Raw genomic sequence first — 24,832 nt, forward strand, 5'->3', positions numbered from 1 at the left:
TGTTTTCTTTGGCTTAGGGATTGCAGTTCGAAAAGTTCACCAACCAGTTAAATGAATTTGAATATTTTTACAGAAAGCCCGCAGATGCCAGTTTGGAGCAGCTGAAGCCCCAAATTAACCAACAGATTTAGACTGCAAATATTTTTTGGGTGTCGTTCCAAATTTTTTCTTAAAAGCCGCTATAAAATGGCTCGCCGTACTATATCCCAAAGTCAAGCCTATTTCGTTTACATTTTTATTGCCCTTTTCAAGGAGCTTTCTTGCATACTCCATTTTATGATTAAGAATGTAAGCGTATACCGTATTACCGTATATTTCTTTAAAACCTTCCTTGAGTTTTTTAAGACTTAAGTCTACTTCGTCAGCCAATTCTTTTAAGCTTGGTGGGTTGGCCATATGTTGAATTGCAATTTCTTTGGCCATCTTTATTTTTCTCACATTATCTTCATCAATCAAAAAAGGACACTGTTCAATATTTGCAGCTTCCGGTTTATTAAAAAACAAACCTAAAAGTTCATAAATTTTGGCTTTGAGATATATTTTTTCAACAGAAGGATGCAGGTTAAAATTTAGAATCTGACTCAACACAACAGCCATTGAGGCTGAAACTTGGTCTTCACTATAATACTTTTTGTCACGGTTATCTTCAGTTAAAAAATCAATATAGTGTGTTGATGCACTGAAAAGTTCGTGTAGTTTTTTTAGTGAAATAAAAGCCGAAACACCAGAAGATACTGGACTTAATTCTAAATTTACTGGCAGCCTTTGATTGGGATTATACAACAAAAGGCTTTTGTCTTCCTGAATGCTTAAGCTGTATTGTCCTTCATTAAAGCCAAAAGATATACTGCCTTTAAGACAAAAATGAAATTGAATATAACTTTCATCTATAGGATACTCAAATACCACTTTATCATCTGAAGGGTTTTGCAATCTTGCTAAAATCACATGAGGTTCGATTTCAAACACAGCTTCTGAACTTATAGCGTTATTTTTTGAATTCATTTCAATTTGTTTTAGTAATTTTTATTTAGAATTAATCTAAACAATTGCCTCTTAAACGGGTTTTATAGCTGTAAAAATACAATTTTAGGTTGATATTTATCAGTTTTTAAAGAAATTCACGATAAACGATACAAATAGGACTTTTATCGTTATTTTTAAAAATGCTTATGTCTTAATTTTGTAAAGCAATTTTTTGTTTGATCAATGATAGAATACAAAGTTTCAAAATATCCACACTTTTGTGTGATTGGGCTAAATTACGAAAAGGCTGATGCGAAGACAAGAGGATTATTTAGTCTAAACCAAAGTCAAAAATCGGCATTACTCGAAGACGCTAAATCTCAAGATTTAGACAGCGTTATGGTGGTGTCGACTTGTAATAGAACAGAGGTTTACGGCTTTGCAAGCCAAGTAGAAACGCTTATAAATTTGCTATGCAAACACTCAAATGGTGATACAATCACTTTTCAAGATGTAGGGTATACCTTAATCGACGACAGTGCTATCAATCATCTTTTTAGCGTTGCAGCAGGTCTTGATAGTCAAATTTTAGGTGATTTTGAAATTATCAGTCAAATCAAATCTTCGTTTAATCTCTCCAAAAAGAAACAAATAAGTAACGCATTTTTAGAACGCTTGGTGAATTCCTTAGTTCAAACCAGTCGAAAAATAAAAAATCAAACTCAAATTTCTTCAGGAATTACTTCAGTCTCTTTTGCCTCTGTACAGTACATACTAGATACTGTTGAACAAATATCTTCTAAAAATATTTTGCTATTTGGAACGGGTAAAATTGGTCGAAACACCTGTGAAAATTTGGTCAAACATACCCAAAACAAAAACATTACCTTAGTTAATCGAACAAAAAATAAGGCAGAAAAAATTGCCGGAAAATTTAACTTGAATGTTAAAGATTTTTCAGAACTTCAAGCAGAAATTAGACAAACAGATGTGCTGATTGTGGCTACTGGTGCTCAACAACCCACCATTACAAAAGAATTGATTTATCCTAAAAAAGAATTGCTCATTTTAGACCTTTCAATACCAAAAAATGTTGCCGATGATGTTGCAGATTTGCACAATGTGAGTCTATTGCATTTAGACCATTTGTCTAGAATGACCGATGAAACTCTAGAACGCAGAAAACAGTGTATTCCCAAAGCAAAAAATATTATTGAAGCGCAAAAAGAAGAGTTTTACGAATGGCTTCACACCCGTAAATTTGCGCCTACACTTCAAGCCATAAAGTCTAAATTGCAAACTTTGGCCGAAGATGAGATTGATTACCAATCTAAGAAAATAGAGGATTTTGACGCGCAACAAGCCGAAATTATTCAAGAGCGCATGATTCATAAAATCACCCGTCAGTTTGCTAGTCATCTGCGTTATGCCAACGGCACTACTGAGGAAGGCATATCTTGGCTAGAAAAAATGTTTGATTTAGAAACTGAATCTTCATCTTAGAAACCAATTACATTTCTATTTTAAGTATAAAGCTTTTTGCTTATAATCAATTACAGCTTTACCCTCTTTGAGAATATCAGCTCCAATGATGCCATCAACTTCTGTAGCTTTATGGTTGAGGAGTGCTTCATTGACGTGACTAAGGTCAAAAACTACAATATCGGCATCAGGTTCAAGCCAATCGCCAAGACTGAGTTTATTGTTTTCTGAAACATGTGTCATCATATTTGTTGCTCCGGCGCCAGCGGCTTTGACTTCACTTTCTCTGGCAAAGAGTTTAAAGAATTTCACCCGACTGAAGTCAACACAAGTGCTCGATGCTCCGGTATCTAATATAAATCGTCCTTCTACGTCGTTAATAAAAGCTTTAACTTCAAAATGATCGGTTTCTGTATAACGCAACTTTATGCGTTTAAAACCTTTTTTCAACATAAACTCTCGCAATGATGCCATCTGTTTTTGGGCAAATATACACCAGTATTAAAATATAAAACCCTAGACTTTTGTTTAAATCTTTACAATTTGGGCGTTCCCCTGACGAGAGCAAGCTCTGTCAGGGTCGGGCTTTACGTTCCAATTCCTCGTCGCTCCACTTTGTCGCTCCTGCGGGATTTCCACTGCAATCCCTAACGCGAACATCACTCATCTAAAGTCAGACCTCACAAGTCTGTGAGACTTGTGAGGTCTTAGAAACTGTAAGGCCTTGAAGCCTAGAAGTAATATTTGAAACCCAAATTATTTTCCAGGAAAATCAGGCTTGCGTTTCTTTAAAAACGCTTGTGTGCCTTCTTTAAAATCTTCGGTGCCAAAAGCTTTACCAAAGGCTTTGATTTCTGTTGCATAACCATCCTTATTATATGAAAACCCGGCATTTACCGCTTCAACTGCAGATGTGATAGCCACTATAGAATTTTTTGAAATCTTGTTTGCTATCCTTTGAGTTTGATCTAATAAGTCTTCGGGTGCAAATACATGGTTGACTAAACCGAGACGGTGAGCTTCATCTGCATTTATCATCCCCGCAGTCATAATCATTTCCATAGCTTTGCCTTTTCCGACCAACTGTGCTAAACGCTGCGTTCCACCATAACCGGGAATGACCCCAAGAGATGTTTCAGGTAAACCCATTTTGGCATTAGTTGACGCTGTTCTAAAATGGGCTGCCATGGCCAATTCTAAACCACCACCAAGTGCAAATCCATTTATTGCAGCTATCACCGGTTTAGGGAAGTTTTCTACGATATTAAATAATTTCTTTTGCCCATTGGCTGCAAGCGCTTCTCCTTCTTCAACCGAATAATCTGCAAATTCGGCAATATCTGCACCAGCCACAAAAGCTTTTTCTCCAGCTCCTGTCAATATAGTTACAGCGACTTGGTCGTCGTCTTGAATTTCCAACAAGGCTTTGTGAAGTTCTTGAATGGTATCGCGATTTAAAGCATTAAGTTTTTTGGGCCGGTTTATACGTAAAATTGCAGTCAGGTCTTCATAGTTTAATGTAATGTTTTGATAACTCATGTCTGTTTTATTTTAGGTAATGTGATTATAAATGTTGTATAAGTATTTGATTGTGATTTAACTTCAATATTTCCATTATGGTTGTTTACAATTTTTTTTACCATACTTAAACCTAAGCCCATACCAGAATTTTTGGTGGTAAATTGAGGTTCAAAAATACGGTTTATAATATCATCGGGAATCCCTATACCATTGTCACTAACTTTTATCATAGCTTGGTTTTGAAACGCTTTGACATCAATTGTGATTTTAGCATTATCAATGTCTTGAGTCGCTTGTATAGCATTTTTAATTAAATTGGTTATAATTCTTATTAACTGTGTTTTATCAATTTGAACAAATATTGGTTTTGATGAGGTTTTAAAACTTATATTTTCGCCTTTAAAAATATCTAAAGCCAATTTTATTACTTCATTAATTTCAATAACTTGATTTTCATTGACCGGCATTTTAGCAAAATCTGAAAATGCAGTGGCAATTGTACTTAAGGTGTCGATTTGATGAATCATGGTATTGGCAAATTCATCAATATCGGTTTTTGAAACTGTTTTGTTTTTAAATTGATTTTGAAAGCTTTGCACTGACAAGCGCATCGGTGTTAGTGGATTTTTAATTTCATGCGCCACCTGTCTGGCCATAAGTTGCCATGCCTCTTCGCGTTCGGTTTTTGCCAGCTTTTGTGCACTGTCTTCAAGCTGATCTATCATGTCATTGTAAGCTGTAATTAACGGTCTGAGTTCACTGCCCGCCTTTTTAAAACTAATCTTTGGGTTAGGTTTATCTAGGCTGGTCGATTTTATTTTTTGACTAATTTGGCTTAAAGATTTAGTAATGTACTTCGATAAAAATAATGCCAATATAATTGCCACAATTAAGATAATAAGATTGACCGTCAATAATAGATTTAAAAAATCCTCAAGCTCTTTGTCCATAAACTCATCGTCTTCAACATAAGCAAGGTTTAAAATTCCAATAGGTTTAAAGTAGTTATCTAATATGTAAGAATACGAAGATTTGAATTTTTGGTTATTTTCTGTAAAGTTTTTGACATACTTTTTACGAGAAGAATTGGCTAAGCTGTCTAAAATTTCGTCTTTTATGCGTGTTTCGTAACTATCTTTATAAAAACTCGCTTTAGAGGATTTTAACAGATTCCCTTTCAAATCATATATATTAATTGAAGTCTCATGGATATCTTGAATTTCATAGATTTTATCTCTAAATATTAAATGAAGGTTTTCTGTTTTTACAGGATAAGTAGTAACACGTTTAATATATTCAATATGAGATTTTATGGCATTTTCTTTTCGCTCAAGTTTATCTTGATGAAGTTGCTCGGCTTCTTTTTTGTAGTGGTAGGAAGTGACAATAACAAGTAAACCCGCAGCCAGAATCACTAAAGCGATCATGGATAAAAATATCCTGAGTTGAAGTGAATGCCTTAATGAAAATTTCATCTTAAATTTATTCTTCGCCCTTTTTTAAGCGGTAATTTTTATAGGCTTTAATACCTATCATTAGTAATATGCCTAAAGCTATTATGCCAACTACACCAAAAACCCAGCCAATACTTGTTTTGAGGACTGCTAAAAAGACAACTGCAAACAAAACTATAGTAGCCACTTCATTCCAAATGCGCATTTTAGAAGATGACCACGTCAGTTTGTTATGTTTCATTTTTAAATACAATTGATGATTTTTGAGATGATATAACCATAGAATCACAATAAAAAGTAATTTGATATGCATCCAACCTAAAGCTAAGAGAGAAGGATTTAACACCAACAACCAAACTCCAAAAATTAAGGTAATTATGGCTGAAGGCCAAGTAATAATATACCACAAGCGTTTTGTCATCAATATTAATTGAGGAGTCAAGACATCTCGTTCAACTTTTGGTTTTTTTTGCGCTTCAATGTAGTAGATAAATAAACGAGGGATATAAAACAACCCTGCAAACCATGTCACTACAAATATGATGTGCAAAGCTTTGATGTAGAGATATGTCATAGGTTTTAAAATTTCATTTCAGGAATATCACCCTCAATAATTAAATCACCAGCAGTAGCTTTTTTAATGTCTTCAATACTTACTCTAGGCGCGCGTTCTAGTAATCTAAAACTGTCATTTACAATGTCTAACACAGCCATATTGGTCACAATTTTAGTAACGCACTTGACCCCTGTAATGGGTAAAGAACATGACTTTAACAGTTTTGACTTGCCAGCCTTATTGGTATGCATCATCGCCACAATAATATTTTTGGCCGATCCGACCAGATCCATGGCACCGCCCATCCCTTTGACCATTTTGCCCGGGATTTTCCAATTGGCAATATCACCATTTTGAGCAACTTCCATAGCGCCCAGGATTGTTAGATCGACGTGTTGACCACGAATCATTCCAAAACTCATTGCTGAGTCGAAAAAACTCGCTCCGGGTAGCGCAGTAATGGTTTGTTTGCCTGCGTTAATGAGGTCGGCATCTTCTTGACCCGCAAGTGGGAATGGTCCCATGCCTAAAATGCCGTTCTCGCTTTGAAATTCTACTTCTATATCGTCTCTTACAAAATTGGCTACCAAAGTCGGAATACCAATACCAAGATTGACATAATAGCCGTCTTTGACTTCTTTAGCGATGCGTTGTGCAATTCCGTTTTTATCTAACATACTTTTTTTAATTTGAAAATTTGGTGATTTGATGATTTGAAAATTTTGTTTTCTTGGAAGACGACAAGATTTTACTGATTATTTTAATTATAGCTTCAAGTTCTTCAAATAATTCGTTTTCTGGGTTTGGATAGTGTTTTGAAACTTTACATAATTCTAACCAATACTCTGTTTCATCTGCTTCTTTTGCAGAAATTTTAAATTTGTGAATAAAATCCGCTTTACTCTCTGCATTCTGAGCCTCTCTAATATTTGCTCCTATCGAAGTTCCACTTTTAAACAGTTGGGTGGCCATTTCAAATTTATTAAGTGACCTGAGCTTTTCGGTATATTCAATAATTTTCAACGCAAATTTGAATGTTAATTTTACAATTAGGTTTTCTTTATCATTTCTCATCTTAATAAACTTTCAAATTATCACATTTTCAAATTACCAAATTACCTAACCGTACGTTGTTCAATTCGTTTTTCATAGTGTTTCCCTTCATAAATGCGTTGCACGAAAATGCCCGGGATATGAATAAAGTTGGGATCGAGTTCGCCAGGTTTAACCAACTCTTCAACCTCAACGACCGTTATTTTTGCCGCGCCACACATATTGGCATTAAAATTTCTTGCGGTACCTTTAAAGACTAAATTCCCAGCCTCATCTCCTTTCCAGGCTTTGATAAATGCAAAATCGGCTTTGAAAGCTTTTTCGAGAATATGTGGTTTTCCATCAAATTCACGAACTTCTTTGCCTTCTGCAACTTCTGTACCGTAGCCTGCTGGTGTATAAAATGCTGGGACTCCATGCTGTGCTGCTCTACAGCGTTCAGCTAAAGTGCCTTGCGGAATTAAATCGACTTCCAAATCTCCGCTCAGCATTTGCCTTTCAAACTCAGCGTTTTCACCAACGTAAGAAGAAATCATTTTTTTGATTTGTTTATTTTGAAGAAGTAGCCCCAAACCAAAATCATCAACACCGGCATTGTTTGAGATACAAGTCACACCTTTGATTTTTCGGTTGACGAGTTCGGCGATACTGTTTTCTGGAATGCCGCTTAAGCCAAATCCTCCAAGCATCAATGTCATATCATCAGAGACACCCTCTAAAGCGGATTGAGCGTTTTTCACAACTTTGTTTATCATAAGTTCATATTTGATGGACTAAAATACAAATTTTAAAAGTTGAATATTGCTAAGAGTCTGTTTTTTTAAAATAGATCAGTAAAAAAACAATGTATTGTTTGGTAAATGTCTTCAGTCAATTTATATTTGCACCCGCTTAAGAAAAAACGTTCATAAAAATATTGGAGAGGTGGCAGAGTGGTAATGCAGCAGATTGCTAATCTGTAGACGGTAACACGTCTCCAGGGTTCGAGTCCCTGTCTCTCCGCAGAAAAAAATAAAAGTTCACTTCGACTTCGCTCAGTGAACACAAAGATTTCAGAACAACTCTATAAAAAAGTTCTAAACACTTTCGGGGTGTAGCGTAGCCCGGTCATCGCGCCTGCTTTGGGAGCAGGAGGTCGCAGGTTCGAATCCTGCCACCCCGACAAAGAAAAGCCAGCAATTTTTTATTGCTGGTTTTTTTATTATAAAATTAAAGGTCGCAGGTTCTCCCGAAACTTCGGGACTGCCACCCCGACAAAGAAAAGCCAATAATCTTTTGATTGTTGGCTTTTTTATTTGTGAGCGTTCAAAGCTCTGCTTTGATAAGTGAATCAAATAAAAAAAGACATAGGCACCGACAGGTGCTGGCTTTTCTTTAGCATCAACCCCATATTTAGGATCATGTTAATAATCCTGCCACTCCAAAAATAGAACCGTTAAAACTTTTTTTTGAAGAGAAAAGCTCTAAATTAATGCTAAAGTGATGATCTCTCTTTGACTCGGCTAATATTAGCAATTTGAACCTCTTTATGTTGTAATATCATTACAGAAAGTTGTTTCCTTATTTACTTAAAATCTGTTGAAATGGTAGTAATTCCACCTGCTGTGATTTCTTTGAGAACAGTTTCATTAAAAGAAATGACGCCGTAATCTCGAGCCAGTTCAAAACCTTTTAAAATTCCAACCGATTGCTTTTTTGAAGAATAAATGAGTTTAAAGTTTTTATACCTTTCAATTTTGGGTTGTAGGAGCCTTAAAGCTTTATAAATGTCGTTCTCATAATCTTGATAGACTGCAGAATATTTTGATAATTCGGGGGCGTAGTTGGTCTAAAATGTAAACCTTATCGTCTTCCAGTAAATCGATACAGGCTTCAATATCCCTCAGATTAGCAGGCATAATGACGTAATAATTATAGGTATCTAAATTTTTTTTAATGATATCAGCAAATAATTGTTGGTCATAATGATGGAAAAATACATCAATCTGCACTTCATTTGCTAAATATCTGATCAAAGCCTTATATAAATCTTCCTTTATGGCATTTAATTCGTCAAACAATAAGAAAACTTTGCTTTGTATCCGGATATTGTTATTCACAACATAATATCCTTTACCACCAGTGGAGTTGATGATGCCCCTGTTCTTGAGTTCTGAAAAAGCAGTTAAGACCGTATCCCTAGAAATCTGATATTTGCTTTTTAAAGCATTTAAAGAAGGAAGCTAATCTCTGGTTTTTAACTCGCCATTGCTGATAGACTCTTCGATTGAAGCTATAATTTGTTTTTAGGTAGGTATACTTTTATCAATGCCGGTAGAAATCTTATTCATTGATTAAATATATCTTTGATTTATCCTAAAATAGTCTTGATCACGTACATAAGATCATTTTTAAAGCTATAATTTTCAACATAGGCTTTATTGATCTTGACTTTTTGAGGCCAGATGACCTCATCATTATACTGCTTTGGGTTATCTTTTTGGGCTAGCAATTCTTCTTCATCTCTAAAAGCTAAAGATGCCGGACCAGTAATTCCGGGTTTAACAGATAAGATGATTTTATCGTCACCTTCCAATTGATCAGCATAGCCTGAGACATCGGGTCGCGGGCCAACAAAGCTCATTTCCCCAAAAAGCACATTCCATAACTGAGGGAGTTCATCGAGTTTGGTTTTTCGAAGAAAATGTCCAAATTTGGTAATACGCGGATCTTTAGAAGTGGTGATAAACGTAGTGTCTTCACCATCAATTATCATAGTTTTCAATTTTAGTAATTGAAAAGGTTTACCGTATTGACCGATACGGGTTTGGCTTAGAAGACCAAAGGATTTTGTGTGGATTGAAGTCAAAATCAATAAAATTCCTAAAAAAAGAAAACTCAATATTAGACCTATTAAGGAAAGACTGATATCGAGTAGTCTTTTAATAAATTTTTGTTTAATGCTTAAAGGCTCACTAATCATTCAATTATTACATATTAATTTTTTTAAAACATCAGCATTGAGAAAATATCCTAATTTATAATTCTTATTCAGTATTGTTCGATAAGAAAGAAATGACCGCTTCGCTGTTTGAAACAAGAACTTAGACTCAACTTTAACTATCATATACACAGCTGAAAAAATACACCTAAAATAACTGTTTTTTATGATATGAGCTAATTTTTTAAAAACAAGGTATAAAAAGGAACATACATACTCAGACTATATTTCATCGATGATTAAAAGTATTTCCTTTATTTTAATCGGACAATAATAATTCTTATTTATTTCTTCAATTAGCGTTGACTTACCCGATCCGTTAGGACCGCAAAACAATCTAAGATGTTTCGTTGCCATTATTGATTTTGATCATCTTTTTATTCTTTTTTTCGTGCCGAAAGTCGCTTTCCTTAGCTTTATTTGTTTTCCATCCGGGTCTACACGATATAAAAATTTTTTTTAAAGTAATATAAGGCTGACCCAAGGCTTTTGTAATACTAATAGATTCTTTACTAGCTTTTTCTTTGCTTTGATCAAATCTTTTGTTTTTAATTCACTCATCTTGCAAAATTAATTTAAATATGTTGAAATTATCTGGTTTGCGTATTTCTTTTCAAAGTCAAAGAATGAAATGCCCGATATCATCCCATCTGGAAACTTCAAAATTACTTGATCTTTCAATTGTTGTCAAAAGATTCCTACTATCATCAGAATTATGTTGTCATACTGAACGTAGTGAAGTATCTTTCCTTAGTAAATTTCATTTGTCCACAAGAAATACCTCTGCCTATTTGCATCTTATATGAGATACAGAGCAGGTAGGCATGAGCAACGAAGTTTTCCTGACGGCTAGATGCTTCTCCGGTAGGACAAAAGATTATGAGAAGGAGATCACAACGACTGCCCCTGTGAGTTTCCCAAAATAGCGTTGACTGTTTTGGTTAATATACTCAATTGAGTTTTAACATAATGTTTTAAAACCTAAAATTTTTAAAGACGGCCTACTTTTTATGGAAGCCTACAACTTAGTTGGGTGTTTTTATATTAAACTAGGTCTCGATACTTTTTCTTTGTCAAAAACAAAGAAAAAACTCGAAGTGACAGTTCTCGATAATGAAATCCAGTAAGGATCAACATACATTTCGCTAAAAAACACACCCATACTTACTCTTGAATCACCAAACCTAAAAACCTAGAGGAAACCAAAGTTGACCATCACTATATACAAAAAATCCCCGTGAGCAGAGCTCACGGGGAATTCATATTTAAAATAGGTATTAAATATTATTTCAATTCAAACGTGACACGTCTTACCATTTGTCTTGCTGTTTCAGAATCTTTACTCACTGAGTTATCAATTCCTCCAGCTTTATAGCTTAGACGATCAGCGTCGATCCCAGCAGCTATGACTACATCATAGACACGCTTCGCACGGTTCTCAGATAAGGTAGTATTGTACTCTGAGTTGCCAATTTCATCGGCATAACCAGTTAATACAGCTTCAGATCCTGGATTGGCTTTCATGAACTTTACAATCTGGAAGATGGCATTCACTGAGTAATATTCCGGTTGTGTACTGTCAAATTGGAAGTACACATTGATCATACCCTCATTGGCTAATGACTTCACGATACTGGATCCATCGGCAGACATCGCATCACTGGCATAAGCTTTAGAAACGTAATTTTCATCTAAGGCAGTTTCCAGCTCATCCGGAATTCCATTTTTGTTTTGATCAATAGACTCCCCTTTTGTATTGACTGCAACACCAGCAACGGTATTAGGCTCTCTGTCCAGATAATCCGGCACGCCGTCTCTATCGGTATCCATCATACCATTTTGGATTTCATCCAGTTCATTCTCTAATTGAGTAATACGCTCTCCGAATACTTTAGCAGAATAATTATCAACCCAGTCTGCATGCTTGTCGTTGCTTCCTAGGTAAAAAGTTACCCCAGCACTAGCCATTGCAACAAACCCATCAAAATCTCTACGGGTGGGTCTTGGGTTTCCATCGATCCCCGCATTATGTTTTGCATTGGCGATAACACTTAAATCAGCAAATAAAGCCACGCGATCTGAAAGTTTGACCTGTGGAGTTAAGCCTGCAACCAATCCAATGGTGTTGTCGTTATCTGAACTGGTGATGGCATCGTCAAAATTAAAAGAAGAGACCTGTACCCCGGCATGACCTAAGACATTTAACCAGTCTGCAAATTCATTGAAGTTCAGGATTGAGCCTAAACCGACAACCGCTTCTCCTGTAAAGGTCGTCAGCCTTGTCTCAAAAGGAGTTGATCCTCCGCTGTTTTCGAGTTGCGAATAAAATCCACCCACTTTAAGTCCAAACTTTTCGTTGAACATATACCGGACAGACAGATTGTAAGATAAATCGCCAAACTCAGCAGTCTTATATCCTCCCGTAAATGGCGTAAAGGCTTTAACAAGCCCTAAGCCTGCATCTACCGACCATTTATTGTAATCTTCTGGAGTATCCACGTTCATATCGTCCTGAGCAAATCCGAATTGTGTGAATACTACTAAGGCGAGTGTGTAAAAAGTGATTTTTTTCATAATGTGTTTTTAAATAATGTTTAAAAATAAGTTTTTTTACTGAATACAAGAAACAGAAACTTAAATTTTTAAAAACTTTATGTAAGCTTACCCTAATACCGAACTTGTAAGCTTTCTCTAAAAAATTAAGCCAAATTGCTTTTAATATTTAAAAAGGGTTTGTAGGGTTTTGATTTAAATAGAGTTGGTATTTATCACTTATTAATCAGTGTAAGCAGCATCCAACAAAGATAACCTGACTTACATAAACGAGTCATAATACCACCTATCGCTGTCAAAGCGGTAATCATCTTTAACTGATTCTTCTACTTTTTTATCAGAAAAAACCTGTAATGATGAATTATCCTTTAAGGATTTAATAGCTGATACATAGCCGGCCGGGATGAATAAAATGCCGTGATCTTCTGCTTTAAGAATATATTCTTGGGGTGAGAGATTGAAGGACGGGCTTACCCAGTCATCAGGCTTAACCAAAAGTATCTTTAACATTCCTGAAGTGACCTTAAACCAGTTGTTCTCCTGCTGATGTCCATGCCAGCCTCTAAAACTTTCCACCTCTATAGAAAATGTCCGAATAATATTTAGTTCTTGCAAATTAAAATCATTATAAGCATAGAGAACACCTCTTTCATCTTTAAAAGTTTCAGGTTGAATTACGAAGGGGGTTTTATTTTCCATATTTAGTATGTTTTGATGCGATCTCCTTTTCCTTTGCCACTCACCGTTGCAAAGATATAATAAAAGTAGGTTCTTAAGCTGTAAGCGTCAATCATTTTTTTATCGGAAATGGCGAGTTCCTTAGGGGTGGACATGTCAATTTCATTAACCTGAGAAAGTCCTGTTATGCCCGGAAGGACGTCATAAACTTGTCTTTTGTCCCGTTCCTCGATCAATTCTTCCTGATTAAACAAATTGGGTCTTGGCCCAACAAGGCTCATGTCTCCTTTGAACACATTGACTAGCTGAGGCAACTCGTCTAACTTCGATTTTCTTAGGAAACTACCAAATTTGGTAATAGAACTCTGACTCGCCAAATGCGTCGCCACACTTTTGGTATTGGGGTGCATGGTTCTGAATTTAATCAGCTGAAAAGGCTTTTTATACTGACCCACCCGAGTTTGGATAAATAAAGGCTTACCCGTATCAAAAAACCCTATGATCATTAATATAAGTAAAATAGGAGAAAGCAGCAGTAAACCAAAAAATGAAAATAAAAAATCAAAAAGTCTAGTCATGCTTATAATGTTGTACTGTTTTCCTTAAGCCTTCTTCGGTAGACAAAGGTAATTTTTTAATCCCTAATTCCTGCTTTATTTTCAAATTCGATACTTCATAAGTGCCTGTGATTTTGTTTAGAACCTGGCTATTGATAGGAAGTTTTAACCTGTCTCCAAATTTGGTGAGCGTGAGCAGTATTAGCTTAGGAACATTAAGCTGAATTGATCGTTTGCCAAGTGCATTAGCAATAATACTAATGAGCTTATTTGTACTGATGCTGGTGTCGTCGGCTATATGATATAGGCCTGATTTCATTGATGGCGTATTCAATATTCTATCCACTACAAAACAAAGGTTATCTATGCTACAATAAGATCTTTTGTTCTCAAATCTTCCAAAGATCCAGGGGATATGGTAACTCACGGCTTTAAGGAGTAGGTTCAAATTGCCTTTGTTCTCAGGACCGTGGATCATACAAGGTCTTAAGATGATCACCGTTTTATTGGAAGGTAAGTTATCAAGGATATAATTTTCAGCTAACAATTTAGACTTCCCGTACACCGTTTTTGGTTGAGGAGGTAGGCCTTCGGTGAGGATTTGCTCAGGTTGATCCGCCAAAGCTTTTATAGAGCTAAAAAAAATGAAGGTTTTTGCTTTCTCATCTTTAAGGAAGCAATTATAAATATCTTTAGTAAGTTCAAAATTAACCTCATAGTAGATGTTGTCATCGTTTTTATTGGATAAGTCGTGAGCAATGCCTGCTAAATGAATATAGGCATCATTCGTATTCTGCTGAATTTGATTTGGCCACTGTTCATCCCTCAGATTTAGTATGCTGAATTTGTATTTTGAGGGATCAAGCCTATTGGTGAGGTTTTTCCCTACAAAGCCCGTACTTCCGGTTATGAGAATGTTCATTATGATAATAAATCTTTGTAACTATTCATATACTTATCAGCTGCGGCATTAACTTCAAACCTGACTTAAATTTTTTTAGAGGTTTCATCAATTAAGCGCTAAATCTAGGTTTAATTGGATAACTTCTATTGTTTTAGTTTTTTGTTGCGATTCATAGCATTCCTTTAGTAAGTTCATTCTCTTTTTAATTTTTTCCTCGTTAATGATTTTAGGAAATGTAATAAATATAGATTGCAACTTTTTCATTTGTTTTTTTGGCTCAGTAAATAGTCTATAAATCCATACTACATGTGCTTTTTTTGTCCATGATGAAATGTCCATAATTTCTACAGAAAAATAATTGTTTGCTGTACCCTTAACATAACACCCCTGTTAATATGAGGAAGTAACTTGCTCATAAAAAACTCTTGTTTCGGAGCACCTAAAGACTCCCTAATATAATCTGGATTTAGATTGTTTATAACACCACTAATTTTAAAGTAATTAAATTCATCTACAATTAAAAAAAGGCACAGGTAAATAACTTAAATTATTTGTGTACCCGTTTTTTTTCTAAGACCTTAAGTTTAATTTTTTTTTTAAACCTCTTCAGTATTTCCAATGATTAAATACTTGTTATTCTTGTAGATGAATTTTAAAAAAATGGTCTTATCCGTATCGTACTCTTTTAAAATTTTTGCAACTTACTAAGGTTAAAATTTACTTCGACTTATTATACTGCCCAATTTGATTAGCTGGATAAAAATCAAAAACGAAATACTTCCGCTTTATCCCAATCTACTTGTTTGGAAGCTTGCTCAACATCAACAAATTCAAAGTTTTTCAAAAGTTTTTCAAGCTTTGCCAATGATTTTTTAGTGCCAATTCTACTCTTGATATGTCGAGACAATGTTAATGATTTAAATGGCTGTTGATTATCAAAATCTCTTGGATGTAAATAGGTCATCAAATATTCAGAGTTTGCAACTAGTGATTTAATAATTTGATAAGGTAATATCCTGAAAAAACCACCACCTGAAAAAACTATTTGCTTACCAAATATATTAGCTGAGTTCATCGGGAATTCTCTCAAAATGGATCCATTTTTCTCAATTATAAATGGTTTATTTGATGGCATACCTTTAATTCCTCCAAATCTTCTTTCAATCGGAAATACAGAACTATCATATAATATACCGTTCTTAATTAATGAATCAAAAGCCCATAAATTATCCTGTGTAATTGAAAACCCTGGCGCCCTATATGAAATAACCTTTTTGCTAATTAATTGTTCAATTGAATCAATAGAGGATTTTAAATCACTATCGAATTCTTTTGGCGTTAATGTATAAGCAAGTTTATGAAGGTCTGAATGACTACCTATTTCGAAACCTAAGTCATCTATTTTTTTAATAATCTCAGGATATTCCCTTACGATCCAACCTACACAAAAAAAGGTTGCCTTAATCTTGTTCTTAGCTAATAAAGAAAGAATCGAATCAATCATATAGGGCAACCTCTTTTCAAAAGTCGCCCATTCAGTCTCATTCGTATTGTTGTGGTTTTCAAATACATGAAACCATTCTTCTATGTCGAAAGTTAGGATGTTCATTTATCGGCCTTTAAAAAGTTTAAATAGTCCTTCGAGAGTAAAGAATATACTTGGTAAAGGGTCAGATAATGAAATGATTTGGTCTGATGATGTACCATCAAAAAAATTGAACCAACTTGGTTTTGCTATAAAGCGATCTGAAGATTTGATAAACCATAAAATATCTTTATGAAACATTCTTAACCCTATTCCTGTTTCATATTCAACTGGTACAATTTTTTTTCCAAAAGCATCATCCACAATCATGTTAGCAAAATTAACACCGGCATCAAAAGCTATTTTTACACTGCCGGTAATTCTAGGATTTATTTCCATTACTTTAGCAACTCCGGTACGTGGATCCTGAATAAGATCAACATCAGCATAGCCTTTCCATTCCATCTTTTTTAATAGCTTAGTGCAAGTATTAACAATATCGGAACGTGAAACTGTAAGGTTAAATGTACTTGAGCCCCCATCAACCGGATACCATCTGACTTTACTAAAAACAACTGCTGCTTTAACTTCATTGTCATTACCAATAAAAACTTCGCATTTATACTGAATATCTGTTTGTGGTATATATTCCTGAATTAATGTTTTTCCATATTGTTTTACTACTTCATCAAAAATACTTTCAATTTGATCTGGATTTTCAATTTTATGAAAACCTCTTGCACTTTCTGCAAATACTGGTTTTATGACAACAGGATATTCAATATGATTTAATATGTTTTTTGGTATTGGATTTTCCCCAGAGTAATAAGTTTTGGTATGAGGAATATTATTTTCCATGCAAAGTCTCATTGTTTCAGATTTATCCCTTGCTTTCATGAAAATATTAAAATCATTAACTGCCAATTTTGAATATTTTGAAAGTATATCTTTATTTTCAGAAATAATTTTTGCAGAATAATCAAAATGTGGAATTACCAAATCATATGTTTCTTTTTTCAAGATTACTGTGAGCTTCTGAATGAAATCTTGTGGATGAGTTTTAGCATCTGGACATATAAATTTTCTATCAGGCCATCGCGAAACATAGCCCATACACACTTTATTAGGACATAATAATGTAACAAAATGACCTGCTTTTTTTAAAGCTTTACTCATTGGCAGTGTTTGTCTTGTGTGACCATCCAGTATTAATATTTTTTTAATCATAGTTTTTTAAATTTATGATCTTATTTAAAAAATGAATTGCCAAATTTTTACGATCAAAATTATTTTTGCAAAATACATAACCATTCTTCCCATGCTCATCAGCTAATTTTTTATCAGAAATGTATTTGTCCATATTAATAACTAGTCTATTCACATCTTCCGGGGGACTTATTAAACCTGCTTGAATATTTTTAACTATCTCTTCAGCTTCACCACCGGCACTAAATAATAGAGGACGATTGCTTGCCATAGATTCGTATATTTTTGAAGGAATCGTGTGTCTGTCTTTTCTTCTTTTTAAAGTTATGAGAATAGCTCTTGCTTTCTTAAGACTACTAAATACAGTTTCTTTTGGTTTAATGCCTAAAATATGAACATTAGATGTATTTAGTTCAGTTTTTAATTGTTCAATTTTTATTCTTTCAGATCCATCACCAATTAATATTACACCAAATTTCTTCTGGTTTTGGTATTTTTCGTTTAATATTTTTGTTGCTTTTACGATTACAGATAAACCCTGTGACGGATTAAATACACCAGCATAAAGAAAATTAATTTCATATTTGGAAAATAGTTTGATTAATTCAACATCTTCAAGCTGTGCAGTATCAATTGCATCTATATCAACACCGTTTGATATAACTTCTATGGGCTTATCTATTTCTCTTTTAATTAAATTTTCTTTTTTTCCGTTGGTCACAACGGTTATCAAAGATGAATTAGAATATATTTTTTTCTCAAGCCATGTCAAAAAGTTGATTATGTATTTGTTTTTTAAACGACCACTATTAATTAATCCCTCAGGCCACAAATCACGCATGTCAACTATTAAGGGGATTTTTTTGATTTTTTTTACAATTAATGCTGGAATTCCAACATTTGGAGGAGGACAGGTTGCTATAACTAGGTCATATCTGATTCTGTTGAATATTAAATAAAGAGAACTTGAAATGGTAAACGTAATATAACCAAGTGTTTTATCTATAAACCTTAGCTTTGGACTTGCCCAAATGTAAGTCCGTATTATATTAACGTTGTTTATTTTTTCCTTTTGAAGAAACTTCCATTTGTATTTTTTGTCAATTTTACCATCCGGGAAATTAGGAAAGGCTGTAACGACAGTAACTTTATGGCCTTTTTCTATCCAATACTTTGAGAAATCATAATATCTGGCTGCTGGGGCACCCATTTCCGGATAATAATGCTGAGAAATTACAAGAATATGCATTCGTTTAAATTTATTTTTTAAGATAATTAATGGAACTCAAATGTTCAAATCAATTGCGGTTGTGGTTTGCGCCGAACCATGCGTGGTACATTGGCTATAAATTAAAAATATTTATATATGTATGAAGCTTGTTTTTGAATGAAATCTCAATTTTAAAGTTTTTTGAAAATTGATTATAACCTACAGGTATTTTGGTTGGGATTAATTTAATATTTAATACATTTTCAAATTTGAAAACTGCATCTTGAATTTCAATATAATTATCGCCTTTTATTGGTTTTTGTTGAGATGAAATCCAGATATGGGATTTACCCTCTTGCTCTTTACCAATTAATGTATCTATTATTTCAATTGCATTGTCGGTAAAATGCCATTCGCGCTGATGCACCGTACCTAATTTTTTGTAGCCATCGTGTTGAGCTATGATGTTATTCTTATCGTTCTTTAGTACATTAACTTTTGCACGTCGGGCTACCCGGAACGACGACCAAACTTCTGATGAGTTTTTATCCTGTACCGTTACGGTATTGTGTGCTGCGGTTTCCCTTTCTTTTAAACGGGTTTCTCCGGAATCATAAGTGGATATTCCGGTATCGACAATAACTGGTTCATTTTTTACATTCAATATCAAGTTGAAGGTATCGGCATGGGCATGACCGGGTTGGTAGGAAGGACCGATTTGGCCAATGTCGATGATGCATTCGTAGGAGGGGGTGGAGAATTTGCGGTAGCCGGAAGCACCAAGTTGCAGGTTGCAGGTTGCAGGTTGCAATTTTAGGCTTAATGCGTATTTGTTAAGTTGTTGCGTTGTTGGTGCAATGCATGGGGCTGAGTCATTAAGTAAGGGTATTTCGCCGGTGGAGAAGGTCATGTTGTTGAGCCACGAAAGCATTTTTTGGGTTTTCTCTTTCATTAACTCTAACAGTTGTTGCTGGTTGTTAAATCGTTGGTTGTTTTTCACAAGGTTAATACAATCGAGCAGCCGGTCGAGGATGATTTGATGGTACATTGGGCTGAGCTCGAAATGGGCGCCATCGTCAAGAATTTGTTCTTTTAGCTCTTTCTCAACAATTTCTTTGCCTTTGTTGTAAAGTTTTTGGTCCAAAAAATAGAAGCCTCCAAATAAAAGGCTGAAGCCGTCTTCGAGAAGGTGATTGGCTAGGAGGTGATATTCGATGTTGTCGAAAAGGATGAGGTATTGGGAATAGAGGGAAGAGTTGATGTGCTGGATTTCGGCTGGTTGCTTCGCTTCCCTAGCAATGACGTTGCTACTTAGGAACTTAATCCAGTTGATTCCTCTTAATGCGATGGGATAGGGTTCTAAAGCGGTTGGGTTTTGGGGCAGGTATTGGATGAAATTTTCAATGAGTTGTAGGCCGGTTTGTTTGTCCATGCCGGGTTGGAGCAGGTAATCCATGTAGTTGAGATTGTAGGCCCAGAGTTTGCCGTGATCCGGTTCGTTCCAATTAATGTTTCCAGCTACATATTTTTTTGAAAGGTTTAATAATGTGAATGACCCATCAGAAAAAGAAACCGGTTTTTCAAACCACGGTTGGAGTCTTGCCGGAATACCCTGCTTTTCAATTGAAAGAGGATACTTAAAACCAGTTGCTTTTCGCCACATCCTGCGCAGCCTATACCAGAGTTGGTAGAGGATTTGGATGGGTTGAAGATGTTTTACCGTGTGAAGAATTAAGTGAAGTTTATTCATTTAAATTAATATTCAAAAGAGTTATTAAAATCCGCTTAGTAGTTTTATTGTTTCACAGTTTTGGAATGCTGCATTTTCTCAAGCTTGTATAGAATGTATTTTATTATATTTGGGATAGAAAAAAACTCAATTAAAAAAATGGAACTAAAAAGGCCCCAGATTTGTTAATTTCAAATTAGAAAAATATTTAGTAAACATTCAATAATTAACTTGCTGTATCTATACTATTTTTCCATCATTATCTTAATAACATTTTCATATACAGTTTTTTCTTCAAAATTACCAAATTGAACAAAAGCATTCTTACTAAATTCAAAATAATTTTTATTAGTAATTGAAGTAATTGCTTTATATAATTCAGGTGAATTTTGAGGCTCTATTAAAAGTCCTTCTCTACCATTTTCAATGATTTCAGGTATAGCATTCCAATTAGTCGAAATTACAGGTATCCCAAGCGAAAGAGCCTCAATAATAATTCCAGGATATCCCTCACCTGGATGATAAGTAGGTAACAATAATATATCATATTGCGCTAATGTTAAAATAACCTCTTGAGGTTGTAAAGTGCCTTTATATTTTACTATACAATTACTGAAAACATCTTTTGTTATAATTTTATCTGTAATTGGACCATAAACATCAATAGTATATTCATCAGAAAGTCTTTTGGCCGCATCGCGTATTTCAAAAATCCCTTTCGTTCTTTTAACATGGCTAATAAATACAAATCTACGTTGGTAATTATTTGATTGCTTTGAAACTTCCGTTTTTTTCCGAACATTTGGAAACCAATGTACTTTATTTTTATCGACAACTAATTTTTTGAAAAAGGTAACCATTTCAATTGTTTCAAAAAATATAAGGTCAGCATTTAATATTCCATACTTAACTATTTTTTTCTTCCAATTTGGACTATTTTGATATAGTAAATGGAAATTACCACCAAATTTTCTGAATACGATTTTTTTTTTGAACACCCTTGAAAAAATAAGTAATAATGGAGATAAGAAAAAGGCAGGTCTCAATGTTGCATTTAACATTATAATTTGAGCCGAATGAATTTTAAGCATTATTTGAATAAAAATGAAACCAATTCTTTTTATCGTAGCAAAATACCCAAGATATTTATTAGATTGTATGAAATCATAATTAATGTCATTAGTTTTGCAGTATTCAACAAATGACTTCATTAAAACAGTTGAGCCCCCAATAGTACTTTCAATCCCTACGATAGGAATTGGTCCAATAATAAGAATTTTTTTACTATGCATAATCAGACATTTTTATTTCTGTTTTGATTATTCTACCAGGTACACCAACAACTAATGATTTGGATGGGATATCTTTGACAACTACCGCATTTGCACCTATTACAACATTATCTCCTATTATTACTGGACCTATTACCTTTGCACCAGCACCAATATAAACGTTGTTACCAATTACAGGTACTTCGTATTTTTTAGAAGTACCACCTAAAGTGACATTTTGGTCAATATGACAATTATCTCCTATAATACATCTATTATGTATCACAATTCCTAATCCACCATAACCGAGCTTTAAACCCTTACCTGCTTTTAAACTGGCTGGAAGATAACACGCATACAAAAAACGGATAACAATTGTTATTATTTTAGGTAAAAAGGGAATGCTATGTTTAAAAAGAAAATGTGAGAATCTAAATAAAATTATTGGCTTCATAATTATTATTACGCTTTAAATACGTACTTGTATGTTTTTTGTTATTATATTTTTATGTCAAAGTCATTCTCTAAAAGGTATTTTTCCCATGTATATTTCTGTGAAAAATTAATTAGCTTTTGTTTCTTCAATCTCATGTTTTGAATCATTTCAATCTGATTAACCATATCATCTGTGCTATTTTTATATATAAGCCCTATATCCTCTTTTATAACTAATTTTGAAAAGTCACCAACATTTTCACTTATTACAGGTAAAACACCAGCAGCACAATATTCAAGAAATTTAACAGGAGAAGCAACATTATTTAACAAAATATTGTCGCGTAACAAGAATCCAAAATCATAGTTAATCAATGTTTTCATAACATCATTCTGATCAATTGAAAAACATCTTATTTTATCTTTGTTTTTCGCTGAGTTAATTAATTTATTTGCAGTATTCAAATCTTTAGTGATGATATCCAATGTGGAATCATAAGATTTTGAAATTTCATCAAATATTTTAATTATTTCATCTACTTTTTGCCATTTACTTAAACCTCCAATATAAACAAACTTATTTTTGCTTTCAGCAATAGAAATATTATTAGATGTAACTAGCTTTTGAGATATTAAGCTTGGTATAACATGTATTTTTCTTTTTACTAAATATTTTTTTTTTAGAGTTTTGGAAAATTGATTTGAAACAGTGAAAATATTTGTTGCCGTTAAGTAACAAATACCTTCTAAAAAATATACTACGAGAAATTTAATTATAGATTTATGTTTGAGGTAGGATTCATAAGCAACAAATCCTCTAAAATCATATACCATCTTAATTCCTAAAAATCGAAATGGTTGAAGAAAGATATAATCCATAAAGCTCCTGATATATAAAACATCTCCTTTTACCAAAAAGCTATTGAATGTTTTATAATCACTAATTTTAGAAATAGTTTCACCATTTATTGAATCGAATCTACCCCGACTAACAAATTTATATTTTGTATCATAGATTGCAGAAAATGATTTCGCACGATCTATAACCTGAGACTTAACAATCTCACTTTTCAATCCATTCGGGATAATATATATATTCATTTTCTGAAATTAATAGCATTTAAATTATTACTTGCAATTGAAATAAAAAATAACATTGTTAAAAATAAAACTGAATTATGCCTCATTAACGAATCAATATTGATCGAAGCAATGAAAAATAAGAAAAAGATATATTGATACAATTTTGACTTATTTACTCTAAGCATTTTATAAAAAATTTGAAAAATAATAAGTAGGGGTAATATCCCATATCGTAATAAAATATTTATGAAAGAAGTATCAGTTAGTGAAGCAATATGGAGTGAAGCAGTAGAATCCAAATGCGAATATTTTACCATTATTGCATCATAAGGTAATCCAAAAACCCAATGTCCCTTGATTATATTATTTAATGTTGCTTCAATAATATAGTCCCGATTTCCTTCAAAAGCAGAACTAAAAACAGTTTTTTCTCCTATTAAAATCGAAACTATTCTTCTATCAACTTGATTTTTTATAGCATCAAAATTATAATATGCAAATTGAAAAATGAAAAATGAAATTATTAAAATAAGTATTGCCTTGATAAAATATTTTGCACCAAAGTTTTTAAAAATTAAAAAAAAAACTAGAAATAGAGCTAAAATTAGATAAGTCCGGTTAAAGGAAATTAATAAACTTATAATACTAAGAAATGATGTTAGTTTTACTAGTAGCCCTTTATTATACCATCCTTTATTTTTTGACATGAGTAAGTAGATGCCAATTAAACCAAAAGAAGAATTAGAATTTATTATCCGTCCTTGCACAGCATCTAAATAGTCCATCCCTTCCATGTTTTGGTAAATCGGTATATTTATAAAGATTGAGATAAATGAAAGAATAAAAGAAATACTTAAAGTAATTAATAATATCTGCCAAACTAATTTTAGGTTTGTTTTAATTTTTTGTAAAATTATAATTAATGATGAAAATAAAGGAAATCCAAATTTAATGCTAACTAAAAAACCGTATAGTCCATATCCAAAATATAGCATTTTTAAAGATTCTGTCAAAGTGACTATTATTAATAAAATATAAATAGAACTTTTAATTTTTTTACTGTTAGTTGGGTAACTATTTTGATTTACACTTAAGAAATTAAAAATTGGTAATAAAAAAAATGCTAATTCCCTTATTCGTAAATTGAAACCGCCAATTGACAAGATAAAGTTTGAGTTGTTTGGAAGAAAAAAGCCTAAAAATATGGCTAAAAGAAATAAATAGTTAAATATTTTCATATCGTGTTCCCGAATAATGTAAAATTAAAAAAATAGTTAAGAAGAACTTAAGAACGTTAAAAATTGATTTTTATCACTCCATCAATCTTCAGCATATAATTTTTACAATCATTTTTAAATTGATCGTGTCCATTCAACAACTGATTGCCTTTTTAAAAAAACTATCCATAAATGTTTTAAACACAGAATTTGTTTTGTATTTACCTTCAAGCATGTTTGAATTACCAACATTAAATATTCGGTGAATTAATTTTAATTCCCAAATTTTGAATAAGCTAGAGGTACAAGTTTTAAGTCCTCGTTTACTACTGAATAATCCGGTTTGCTTAGATAACGAAAATCTTTATTGCTTTGAACATGCTCTCCAATATGCTCAAATTCTGTTCTGCCCTTTTGGAATGTTATCTTTAGTTCCCTATTCATGATTATCT

At 33.4% G+C, this 24,832-nt stretch carries 23 protein-coding genes and 2 tRNA genes; 3 read left to right on the plus strand and 22 right to left on the minus strand.

Going from position 1 to position 24,832, the window contains the following annotated elements:
* Positions 1-114 precede the first annotated feature (114 nt).
* Positions 115-1,005, minus strand: a complete 891-nt coding sequence (locus tag FCN74_RS00640; RefSeq protein WP_138930670.1) for an AraC family transcriptional regulator — start codon at positions 1,003-1,005, stop codon at positions 115-117.
* Between the two features lie 204 nt (positions 1,006-1,209).
* Here FCN74_RS00640 and hemA point away from each other — a divergent pair, with 204 nt between their 5' ends.
* A complete protein-coding gene (gene hemA / locus FCN74_RS00645) occupies positions 1,210-2,469 on the plus strand; it encodes a glutamyl-tRNA reductase (protein WP_138930671.1) in 1,260 nt (419 codons plus the stop codon).
* Between the two features lie 15 nt (positions 2,470-2,484).
* Here hemA and FCN74_RS00650 read toward each other — a convergent pair whose 3' ends face one another.
* The 7 genes from FCN74_RS00650 to FCN74_RS00680 all read right to left on the minus strand — a co-directional run bounded on the left by FCN74_RS00650 (position 2,485) and on the right by FCN74_RS00680 (position 7,787).
* On the minus strand, positions 2,485-2,922 hold the full coding sequence (locus FCN74_RS00650; protein ID WP_138930672.1) for a retropepsin-like aspartic protease: 438 nt from the start codon (positions 2,920-2,922) through the stop codon (positions 2,485-2,487).
* A 282-nt stretch (positions 2,923-3,204) separates the two neighbouring features.
* On the minus strand, positions 3,205-3,987 hold the full coding sequence (locus tag FCN74_RS00655; protein ID WP_138930673.1) for an enoyl-CoA hydratase-related protein: 783 nt from the start codon (positions 3,985-3,987) through the stop codon (positions 3,205-3,207).
* On the minus strand, positions 3,984-5,444 hold the full coding sequence (locus FCN74_RS00660) for a sensor histidine kinase (protein WP_171047074.1): 1,461 nt from the start codon (positions 5,442-5,444) through the stop codon (positions 3,984-3,986). The genes FCN74_RS00655 and FCN74_RS00660 overlap by 4 nt, the downstream gene beginning before the upstream one ends.
* 7 nt (positions 5,445-5,451) lie before the next feature.
* Positions 5,452-5,997 carry a CopD family protein gene (locus FCN74_RS00665; RefSeq protein ID WP_138930674.1) on the minus strand — a complete coding sequence of 182 codons (546 nt, stop codon included), beginning with the start codon at positions 5,995-5,997 and terminating at the stop codon, positions 5,452-5,454.
* A gap of 5 nt (positions 5,998-6,002) precedes the next feature.
* Positions 6,003-6,656, minus strand: a complete 654-nt coding sequence (locus tag FCN74_RS00670) for a 3-oxoacid CoA-transferase subunit B (RefSeq protein WP_138930675.1) — start codon at positions 6,654-6,656, stop codon at positions 6,003-6,005.
* 7 nt (positions 6,657-6,663) lie between these two features.
* Positions 6,664-7,053, minus strand: coding sequence for a four helix bundle protein (locus tag FCN74_RS00675; protein WP_138930676.1), 390 nt, complete (start codon positions 7,051-7,053; stop codon positions 6,664-6,666).
* 41 nt (positions 7,054-7,094) lie between these two features.
* On the minus strand, positions 7,095-7,787 hold the full coding sequence (locus FCN74_RS00680) for a CoA transferase subunit A (protein ID WP_138930677.1): 693 nt from the start codon (positions 7,785-7,787) through the stop codon (positions 7,095-7,097).
* Between the two features lie 163 nt (positions 7,788-7,950).
* Here FCN74_RS00680 and FCN74_RS00685 point away from each other — a divergent pair.
* Both FCN74_RS00685 and FCN74_RS00690 read left to right on the plus strand, forming a co-directional pair.
* A tRNA-Ser gene (locus tag FCN74_RS00685) sits at positions 7,951-8,034 on the plus strand.
* Between the two features lie 85 nt (positions 8,035-8,119).
* Positions 8,120-8,194, plus strand: a tRNA-Pro gene (locus FCN74_RS00690).
* A 613-nt stretch (positions 8,195-8,807) separates the two neighbouring features.
* Here the strand turns inward: FCN74_RS00690 and FCN74_RS00695 are convergent.
* From FCN74_RS00695 to FCN74_RS00760, 14 genes are all read right to left on the minus strand, one after another.
* Complete coding sequence (locus tag FCN74_RS00695) at positions 8,808-9,092, minus strand: hypothetical protein (RefSeq protein ID WP_246062521.1); 285 nt, start codon at positions 9,090-9,092, stop codon at positions 8,808-8,810.
* 290 nt (positions 9,093-9,382) lie between these two features.
* Complete coding sequence (locus FCN74_RS00700; RefSeq protein WP_138930678.1) at positions 9,383-9,994, minus strand: sugar transferase; 612 nt, start codon at positions 9,992-9,994, stop codon at positions 9,383-9,385.
* A 1,302-nt stretch (positions 9,995-11,296) separates the two neighbouring features.
* A complete protein-coding gene (locus FCN74_RS00705) occupies positions 11,297-12,586 on the minus strand; it encodes an OmpA family protein (RefSeq protein ID WP_138930679.1) in 1,290 nt (429 codons plus the stop codon).
* Between the two features lie 240 nt (positions 12,587-12,826).
* Entirely contained in the window at positions 12,827-13,264 is a 438-nt protein-coding gene (locus FCN74_RS00710; RefSeq protein WP_138930680.1) for a dTDP-4-dehydrorhamnose 3,5-epimerase family protein, read from the minus strand.
* 2 nt (positions 13,265-13,266) lie between these two features.
* Positions 13,267-13,821, minus strand: coding sequence for a sugar transferase (locus tag FCN74_RS00715; protein ID WP_138930681.1), 555 nt, complete (start codon positions 13,819-13,821; stop codon positions 13,267-13,269).
* Complete coding sequence (locus FCN74_RS00720) at positions 13,814-14,722, minus strand: NAD-dependent epimerase/dehydratase family protein (RefSeq protein WP_138930682.1); 909 nt, start codon at positions 14,720-14,722, stop codon at positions 13,814-13,816. The genes FCN74_RS00715 and FCN74_RS00720 overlap by 8 nt, the downstream gene beginning before the upstream one ends.
* A gap of 745 nt (positions 14,723-15,467) precedes the next feature.
* The gene (locus FCN74_RS00725; protein WP_138930683.1) at positions 15,468-16,313 is read right to left on the minus strand and encodes a polysaccharide deacetylase family protein; all 846 of its coding nucleotides are present in this window, start codon (positions 16,311-16,313) and stop codon (positions 15,468-15,470) included.
* A complete protein-coding gene (locus FCN74_RS00730; RefSeq protein WP_138930684.1) occupies positions 16,314-17,456 on the minus strand; it encodes a carboxylate--amine ligase in 1,143 nt (380 codons plus the stop codon).
* A complete protein-coding gene (locus FCN74_RS00735) occupies positions 17,449-18,684 on the minus strand; it encodes a glycosyltransferase family 4 protein (protein WP_138930685.1) in 1,236 nt (411 codons plus the stop codon). Before FCN74_RS00735 ends, FCN74_RS00730 begins: the two co-directional genes overlap by 8 nt.
* A 94-nt stretch (positions 18,685-18,778) precedes the next feature.
* On the minus strand, positions 18,779-20,395 hold the full coding sequence (locus tag FCN74_RS00740) for an alginate lyase family protein (protein ID WP_138930686.1): 1,617 nt from the start codon (positions 20,393-20,395) through the stop codon (positions 18,779-18,781).
* Positions 20,396-20,619: 224 nt separating this feature from the next.
* Positions 20,620-21,666 carry a glycosyltransferase gene (locus FCN74_RS00745; RefSeq protein WP_138930687.1) on the minus strand — a complete coding sequence of 349 codons (1,047 nt, stop codon included), beginning with the start codon at positions 21,664-21,666 and terminating at the stop codon, positions 20,620-20,622.
* On the minus strand, positions 21,659-22,099 hold the full coding sequence (locus FCN74_RS00750) for a serine O-acetyltransferase (protein ID WP_138930688.1): 441 nt from the start codon (positions 22,097-22,099) through the stop codon (positions 21,659-21,661). The genes FCN74_RS00745 and FCN74_RS00750 overlap by 8 nt, the downstream gene beginning before the upstream one ends.
* 44 nt (positions 22,100-22,143) lie before the next feature.
* On the minus strand, positions 22,144-23,181 hold the full coding sequence (locus FCN74_RS00755; RefSeq protein ID WP_138930689.1) for a glycosyltransferase: 1,038 nt from the start codon (positions 23,179-23,181) through the stop codon (positions 22,144-22,146).
* Complete coding sequence (locus FCN74_RS00760) at positions 23,178-24,401, minus strand: hypothetical protein (protein ID WP_138930690.1); 1,224 nt, start codon at positions 24,399-24,401, stop codon at positions 23,178-23,180. Before FCN74_RS00760 ends, FCN74_RS00755 begins: the two co-directional genes overlap by 4 nt.
* Between the last annotated feature and the right edge of the window lie 431 nt (positions 24,402-24,832).

Source organism: Mesohalobacter halotolerans (assembly GCF_006120725.1).
Lineage (GTDB): Bacteria > Bacteroidota > Bacteroidia > Flavobacteriales > Flavobacteriaceae > Psychroflexus > Psychroflexus halotolerans.